This is a genomic window from Phenylobacterium sp. (assembly GCF_036263695.1).
In the GTDB taxonomy this organism is placed as follows: Bacteria; Pseudomonadota; Alphaproteobacteria; order Caulobacterales; family Caulobacteraceae; genus Phenylobacterium.
Map to the genome: position 1 here is coordinate 1 of NZ_DATAGM010000200.1, position 7,185 is coordinate 7,185.

At 74.4% G+C, this 7,185-nt stretch carries 7 protein-coding genes and 1 pseudogene; 3 read left to right on the forward strand and 5 right to left on the reverse strand.

The window, feature by feature from the left end:
• Together VHK87_RS08065 and VHK87_RS08070 are read right to left on the reverse strand one after the other, a co-directional pair.
• A pseudogene (locus VHK87_RS08065) lies at positions 1 to 887 on the reverse strand (hypothetical protein); the annotation flags it as partial.
• A 48-nt stretch (positions 888 to 935) separates the two neighbouring features.
• A complete protein-coding gene (locus tag VHK87_RS08070) occupies positions 936 to 1,817 on the reverse strand; it encodes a DUF1932 domain-containing protein (RefSeq protein ID WP_329634391.1) in 882 nt (293 codons plus the stop codon).
• A gap of 206 nt (positions 1,818 to 2,023) precedes the next feature.
• Here VHK87_RS08070 and VHK87_RS08075 point away from each other — a divergent pair, with 206 nt between their 5' ends.
• Positions 2,024 to 3,094, forward strand: coding sequence for a hypothetical protein (locus tag VHK87_RS08075; RefSeq protein ID WP_329634392.1), 1,071 nt, complete (start codon positions 2,024 to 2,026; stop codon positions 3,092 to 3,094).
• A gap of 168 nt (positions 3,095 to 3,262) precedes the next feature.
• Positions 3,263 to 4,021, forward strand: coding sequence for a hypothetical protein (locus VHK87_RS08080; protein WP_329634393.1), 759 nt, complete (start codon positions 3,263 to 3,265; stop codon positions 4,019 to 4,021).
• Positions 4,022 to 4,108: 87 nt separating this feature from the next.
• Here the strand turns inward: VHK87_RS08080 and VHK87_RS19470 are convergent, their stop codons facing one another.
• Both VHK87_RS19470 and VHK87_RS08095 read right to left on the reverse strand, forming a co-directional pair.
• The gene (locus VHK87_RS19470; protein ID WP_414694131.1) at positions 4,109 to 4,777 is read right to left on the reverse strand and encodes a cold-shock protein; all 669 of its coding nucleotides are present in this window, start codon (positions 4,775 to 4,777) and stop codon (positions 4,109 to 4,111) included.
• A 72-nt stretch (positions 4,778 to 4,849) separates the two neighbouring features.
• Positions 4,850 to 5,773 carry an alpha/beta hydrolase gene (locus VHK87_RS08095; protein WP_329634394.1) on the reverse strand — a complete coding sequence of 308 codons (924 nt, stop codon included), beginning with the start codon at positions 5,771 to 5,773 and terminating at the stop codon, positions 4,850 to 4,852.
• 106 nt (positions 5,774 to 5,879) lie between these two features.
• On the opposite strand from VHK87_RS08095, the gene VHK87_RS08100 reads away from it, so the two are divergent.
• A complete protein-coding gene (locus VHK87_RS08100; RefSeq protein ID WP_329634395.1) occupies positions 5,880 to 6,080 on the forward strand; it encodes a hypothetical protein in 201 nt (66 codons plus the stop codon).
• Positions 6,081 to 6,113: 33 nt separating this feature from the next.
• Here VHK87_RS08100 and VHK87_RS08105 read toward each other — a convergent pair.
• A partial coding sequence (locus VHK87_RS08105; RefSeq protein ID WP_329634396.1) for a calcium-binding protein occupies positions 6,114 to 7,185 on the reverse strand: 1,072 nt, incomplete at its 5' end.

The window sequence follows — 7,185 nt, forward strand, 5'->3', positions numbered from 1 at the left end:
ACCTGCGCCGTCCCATGCGCTAGTGGATTAGCCTCCAGGAACGCCTGCACGCACCGGCGGCGCGCCTCCAGGGCGCCCGGCGCATCGCCCAGGCGATGGGCCAGCACCAGCGGCAGGTGCAGCGCGCGGCGCGGCGCGGGGCCGGCGATCCGCAGGGCCAGGTCGTAGGCCTCGGCGCCCTCGGTTCCCTCGCGGAGGCCGCCGACGCGGGCGATCGCCTCGCGGCGGAACAGGGCCAGGCCGCCGCCGACCAGATCCTGGCCGCCAAGCATCAGCTCCAGATCGAAGCTCGGCTTGAACCAGGGCTCGAGCCGCTCGCCGGCGGCCCCGAGCCTGTCCTCGTCGGCGAAGACGAGCTCCGCCTCGGGCGCGCCTTGCAGCGCCAGCGCGGCGGCGGCGAGCGCATGCGGCCGCAGCCTCACCCCCTCGCCCAGCAGGCCGATCCAGTGCCCCCGCGCCAGCGCCAGGGCCTCCTGCGCCGACGCGCCCGGCGCGGCGGCGCGGACGCGCGGGTCCTCGTCCGCCGCGCCGGCCGGAACGATCAGCTCCCAGTCGCTGTAGATCTGTCCCTTCAGGCTCGCCACGTCGGCCTCGCCCAGGGCCACCAGGCTGAACACCGGCCGCCGCGGCAGCGCATCCATGGCCCGAGCGACACCCCTGCGCTCCTCGGCTGCCAGGCTGTCGAAGGCGCCGGCCCACTGGCCGTAGGTGCGGGCATCCAGCCGCGACTGCTCGGCCACGGGCATGCCGACCTGGTTCATCCAGCGCACCACCGGCCGCCCGACTGCGCGCAGCAGCTCGCCGAAGCCCCCCAGGCGGTCGCCGAAGCGGTCAGCCGCGCTCACCGCCTGGCCGGCTAGGCGTTTCAGATCTCCGACCCCGGACATAGCCGGGCTATTCCATGCGAAGCCGGCGCGGTCCAGCCACGGCGGCGGTCAGGCCTCGTCGATGCGGCCGAGCACCCGGTCGAGGGCGGCGGCGAGGTCCTCGTCATCGGCGGACGGGCCGAGGGCGGCGGCCCAGTCGTGGCGGCGGGCGGCGGCGCGGGTCATCAGCGGCATGACCCCGGCCTCCTCCAGGGTGCGGGCGATCTCCGAGAGGTCGGCGGCGTGGCGGGCGCCGCCCTCCAGCGAGCCGGCGATCATCTCGCGCGCCAGCGCCGGCCAGTCGGCGGCGGGGGCCAGATCGGTCAGCGCGGTGAGCACCGTCGCCTCGACGCCGTGCCGGCGGGCCGCCAGCAGGGCCTCGGCGAGCAGGGCCTCGAAGCCGCGCAGCATGGCGCTGCAGCACATCTCCGCCGCCGCCGCCTTGCCGACCTGCTGGGAGAACAGGGTGGCCCCGGTGAAGCCCAGCGGCCGCGCCAGATCGAGGAAGGCCGAGGCGTAGCGGCCGCCGAGCAGCATGGGCGCGGCGAGCCTGGCCTCGGCGATCGGCGCCATCACCGCGGCCTCCACATAGCGCCCGCCCCGGCCCTCGATGGCGCCGGCGCTGAGCTGCTTGAGGCTGGGAGCGGCGGAGTTGAGGTCAAGGTAGTAGGCGCCCTTCTCGACGCCCCAGGCGGCGGCGCGGGCCGCCTCCAGCCCCTGGGCCGGCGTGACGGCGCTGATCACCAGCTCGGCGCCGGCGGCGGCCTCCGCGGCGCTGGCGCAGTCGCGGGCCGCGCAGCCGTCCAGCGCGCGGCTCGGCCCGCTCTCCGGATCCGCGAACAGGACGTCGAAGGCGGCGATCTCAGCGGCGCCGGCGGCGGCGAGCTCGCGCGCCAGGATTTGGCCAACCTGGCCGAAGCCGATCAGGCCGACCCGAGAGAGCTTTGGCATGGCGACGGTCCCCGCTCCGCGAGACGCCAACCTAGCGTCAAACCCCTCGCTTGGGCAGGGCGGCGGAAGACTGCGGCGAACTGACCTTGGCCACGGCCACGGAACCGGCCAATTCCTCGCGAGGATTGACCAGCCGCCGCGAGGACGTGCATCACTCGCGGCAAGGGGACTCAACCAGGCGCCGCCGCTCCAGGCGCAGGACACCAATGCCGTCACCTTCCGATCCGGACGACAAGCCGAACCCGTTCGCGCGCAGGACGCCTTATGGACAGGCCAAGGCGGCGCCGATGCGCGTCGGGCCGCTGCCCAAGGCGGCGCCCCCGCCGCGGCCGGCCCCGCCGCCCAGGCCCAAGCTGACGCCGATCACCGTGCCCATTCCCGGCGCGGCGCCGGCTCGGAACCCCACCGCGCCGGCCTCTTCCCCCGCGCCGCAGGCGGCCCCGATCCGGGGAACGCCGATCGTGGTGCCGACGCCCACCCCCGGCGTGCAGCCGGGAGCCGGCATCCTGATGGGCTCGGCCCTGGCGCCCCGGCCGGCCCCTGCGGCGAGCCCGCCCGGTCCCCTGCTGACCGGCGCGCCGATCACCGCCGCCCAGCCGCGCCCGGCGCAGCCCGCCGTCGCGCGTCCGTCGCTTCCGCCGCGGCCGGTCCCGCCGCCGCGCCCGGCCGTCCCGCCCCGTGAGGCCTCGGCCGAGCGGCAGATCCCCGTCCCCGAACGTCCCGCGGCGCGGCCGGCCGCCGACGCCGGTTTCGCCATTCCCGCGGCTCCCACACGCACCCGGACCGCGCGGCGCGGCCTCGGACGTACGCCGATGCTGATCGGCGCCGGCGCGGCCGTGGCGGCCAGCGCGGCCGCGGCCTTCGTGCTGATGGGCCGGGAGCCGGCGCCGCCGTCCGTTCCGGCTCAGGCCGCGCTCGCCCCGGCGGCGCAAGCGCCGGCCCTGCCGGCCGAGCCCGCTGCGCCCGCGCCGACGGAGTTCGCCTCTGCGCCGGCGGCGACGCCGCAGACCGCGAGCCGGCCCATGGCCGCGGCCGCCGTCGCGCCCCGGCCCGCCCGCGCCGGAACGTCGGCCCCCACCCGGCTGGCCAGCGCCCCGGCGGCGGAGTCGGCCCCGGCCGCCGCGCCGCCAGCCCCTGAGGTCGCCCCGCCGGCCGTGGCGCTGAACCCGACCCCGGTGGTCCCGCCGCCGGTGGAGCCGCCGATCGTCATCAGGCAGGCGGCGCCGCCGGTCACCGATCCCGACGCGCCGATGACCACCAAGCCGCCCGGCGAGTAGCCGCGGCCCAGCTTGTCGCTTCCGGGCCCCGCGGCTATGAGATTCGCCGTCGAGGTCCGGGGGTTCACCGATCTGCCGGTACGGGCGCCGCTCATTTCGCGGCCGCGCGGCTCGACGCCCATACTTCGTCCGCGGGCAGGCGCCCGCCCCATTTCAAGGGACTGATTGATGTCCGAGGTCTTCGTCCCGCGGCAGTTCCGCGGACCGCCCGTCACCGCCAACGGGGGCTACATCTGCGGCGTCATGGCCCTGGCCGTCGGCGGCAAGGGCACCGCCATGCTCAGAGCCGGGGTGCTGGTCGACCAGGCTCACAAGCTCGCCCACGGCGAGGACGGCGAGGCCTTCCTGACCAACGCCGAGGGCCAGCTCTTGGCCACCGCCAAGCCGCTCGCCGAGGGCGCCATACCCGAGCCGCCGGCCCCGCCGAGCCTGGAGGAGGCCCGCCGCTTCGCCGCCACCTCGCCCTTCGCCACCCGCTCGCTGCACCGCGGCTGCTTCTCCTGCTGCGTCGAGCGCGACGACGGCGAGGGCCTGGGCGTGTTCGTCGGCCAGATCGAGGGCGCGCCGGCCGGCCATTGCGCCGGCGTCTGGCGCCCGCACGCCAACTTCGCCAACGCCGACGGGCGGATGCCCGACGAGATCACCTGGGGCGCCCTGGACTGCTCCGGCTCGATGGCCTGGTACATCAAGACCGGCACGCCGGTGGGCCTCCTGGGCACCATGTCCGGCGAGGTGCTGGAGAAGCCGAAGGCCGGCGAGGACTACATCGTCCTGGCCTGGGCGCAGGAGAACGAGGGCCGCAAGTACTTCTCCGGCGTCGCCCTGTTCGACCAGACCGGCAAGGTGATGGCCAAGAGCGGACAGATCTGGATCGGCCGCCCGCCGATGGCCGCCCAACCGGTCAAGTCGGAGACCGCCGCGAAATAGTCCGCCCGCGCGCTATGAAAAAAGGCCCGCCCTCGGCGAGAGGGCGGGCCTTATCTTTTCCGCGTCAGGCGGTGGGCCTTGAGAGACCTACCAGCGCTCCTGCTCGCGGCGCGGGGCGCGCGGGCGGGCCGAGGCGTCGCCTTCGCCGGTGACCCGGATGTTCTCGGCGCTGGTCTTGCCGGTGCGCCGGTCGCGGCCGAGTTCGAACGTGACCGTCTGGCCCTCGTTGAGGGCGCCCAGGCCCGAGCGTTCGACCGCCGAGATGTGCACGAACACGTCCTGGCCGCCGCCGTCCGGCTGGATGAAGCCGAAGCCCTTGGTCGAGTTGAACCATTTCACGGTGCCGCTGGCGCTTTCGCCCGTGCCGCCGCCGCCGCCGCTGTCGTAGCCGCCGCCGCCGCCGCCGCCGTAGCCGCCGCCGCCACCACCACCGTAGCCGCCGCGCGATCCGCCGCCGCCGCCATAGCCGCCGCCACGGGGCTCACGCGCCCGGCCGCCGCCGCCGCCGCCGCCGAAACCGCCGCCGCCGCCGCCGCCGGTTCCTTGTTCGGTGACCGTCAGGTTCTCCGCCGCCATCTTGCCGGACCGGCGGTCCGGTTCGAGGTCGTAAGTCACCTTGTCGCCTTCGTTCAGCGCGCCGATCCCGGCCCGCTCCACGGCCGAGACGTGCACGAAGACATCAGGTCCACCGTTGTCAGGCTGGATGAAACCGAAGCCCTTCGCCGTGTTGAACCACTTTACCGTACCGCTTTCCATCAAGTGCTCTTTCGGAAGATCGCGCCGGCGCTCGCGTTTGCCGGCAGTTTTCAGGGCTTCGCTCTTTCCACCCTAGCTCGCGAGGCCAACCTTACCTCGACGAAACGCAACTCCCAAGCCGGTTCGTGGGGCCATGCAACCGGCGCGGAGACGGTCAAGCTCGGCGGCGATCACGCCACCTTCGCTGTGGTGCGCCATGTGGCCGACGCCAGGCAAAAGGGTGAGCCGCGAGCCCGGCAGCACGGCGTGCAGCCGCCGCGCATGCCGGCGCGGATCAGCCACCAGATCCGCCTCGCCGGCGATGATCGCCACCTCGGCGCGGATCCGGCGGAAGTCGATAACGGCCTGTCCTGCCGCGGGAAGCAGGCTGGCGGCGTCCTCCCCCTCCTCCACCGTCTGCCGCGGATCGAGGGCCTGGCCGTAGGGATAGGTCGCGAGCCAATGCGGCGGCGGCCGGTCGGGGGCGAACATCAGCCGCTGGGCCAGACGCAGCATCAGCGCATCGCCCGTCCAGCGTCCGGCCTCGGCGATCAGCGGACCCACTATGGGCGCCGAGCGGGGCCCGAGCCAGCCGTGTTCGAGGGGCCTGACCTCCGGATAGGCGATCGGGCCGACGAGCAGCAGGGCGGGCACCTCCTCCGGCCACTGCTCGGCGAAGGCCAGCGCCACCAGCGCCCCGAACGAGTGGCCGACCAGGATTGGCGTCTGCACGCCCAGCGCGCGAAGGCCGTCGCGGATCTGAGCGGCCTGACGGCGCGGGGCTGCGGCGAACCTGGGCCGGCGGCTGGAGCCATGGCCCGGGCGATCGACCACCGCGATGGGGCCGCCCTGGGCCAGGGCCTCGGCGGGCCCGCTCAGCCAGTCGTGGGAGGTCGCCAGCGCGCCGTGGATCAGCAGCGCCCCCGGCGCTGCCCCGGCGTCAGAGGCGCCGTCATTCAGGTGCAGATGCAGCGAGCGGCCGGAGCCGAGTTGGACGGTGTGGGAGGCGAAGGTCATGCCCCGCCGCAACGCGCGAGCCGCGCCCGCGAAGCAGCTTGGCCTTAAGGAAAGGCTAACGGCCCCTTAACCCTTTGCGCGGCACAGTGACGGGGACGAGGTCGCCATGTCGGACATGACACTGTTCCCGGTCGGCGCGCGCTGGGTCCTGCTCGACGAGCGCGCCTTCGAGATCGGCCAGTTCGAAACCCAGAGCCAAGCCCTGGAAGCGGCCGGAGCCTATGTCCGCCGGCTGGCCGAGCCGCGCTACATCATGATCTGCGAGGACGAGTGGCGCGAGCGGCTGCTGCGCCCCACCCCGACGTAAGGCGGGGCCGCTCGCGCGGCCCTGGCCCCGTGGTCAGTTCAGAAGGAAGCTGGCCTCGCTCAGCCCGCTGAGGTTGACGTTCTGCAGCCTCACCACCGCGCCCAGGCTGTTGGCCCCGGAGTCGATGTAGAGGTACACGTCGGCGCCGACCTGCACCGCCACAATGTCCTTGGCGTTGGCGCCGATCTGGCCCTGCGCGGCCGTGGTGGCCTCGGCGAAGCTCGCCGCCGAGGTCTCCAGATAGTTGGCCGCCGTCCCCTGGATCCCGACCCAGAAGCTGTCGCCGGCGAAGTCGGTGATCAGGTCCGCCTCGTCTACGGTCGAGGCGCCGGCGGAGAAGATGAACCGGTCCGCTCCGGCCCCGCCGGTGAGGGTGTCGGCGCCGATCCCGCCGGTGAGGTTGTCGACACCGTCGCCGCCGTTGAGCACGTCCGCGCCGGAGTCGCCGTCCAGCCGGTCGGCGTCGGCCTCGCCCCACAGGGTGTCGGCGCCCGAGCCGCCGAAGATCTCGTCGGCCCCCAGGCCGCCGAACGACACGTCGTCGCCGCTGGCGCCGTGGAGGTCGTCGTTGTCCTGCCCGCCGGAAAGGGTGTCGTTGTCGAGCCCGCCCTCCAGGGTGTCGGCGCCGAGGTTGCCCTGCAGCAGGTCGTGGCCCGAGCCGCCGAACAGCCGGTCGTTCTGCTGGCCCCCCAGCAGGGTGTCCTCGCCGGACTCGCCGTCGAGGTAGTCCTCGCCGGCGTTGCCGTGCAGGAAGTCGGCGCCCTGGCCAGCGGCCACCGAGTCGGCGCCGTCGCCGCCCTGGATGGAGTCATTGCCGTCGCCGCCGAAGATCTGGTCGTCGCCCAGGTCGCCGAAGATCAGATCGGCGCCGCTCTGGCCGTCAAGCAGGTCGTTCCCCTGGCCGCCCAGCATGGTGTCGTCGCCGTCGTCGCCCTCGAGGGTGTCGGCGCCGAGGTTGCCGAGCATGTAGTCGGCGTTGTCGCCGCCCTCGATGACGTCGTTGCCCTGGCCGCCGAGCAGGGTGTTGTTCCCCAGGCCGCCGTCCATGACGTCGTCGGCCTGGTTGCCGTGGATCAGGTCGCCGCCGTCGCCGCCTTCCAGCGTG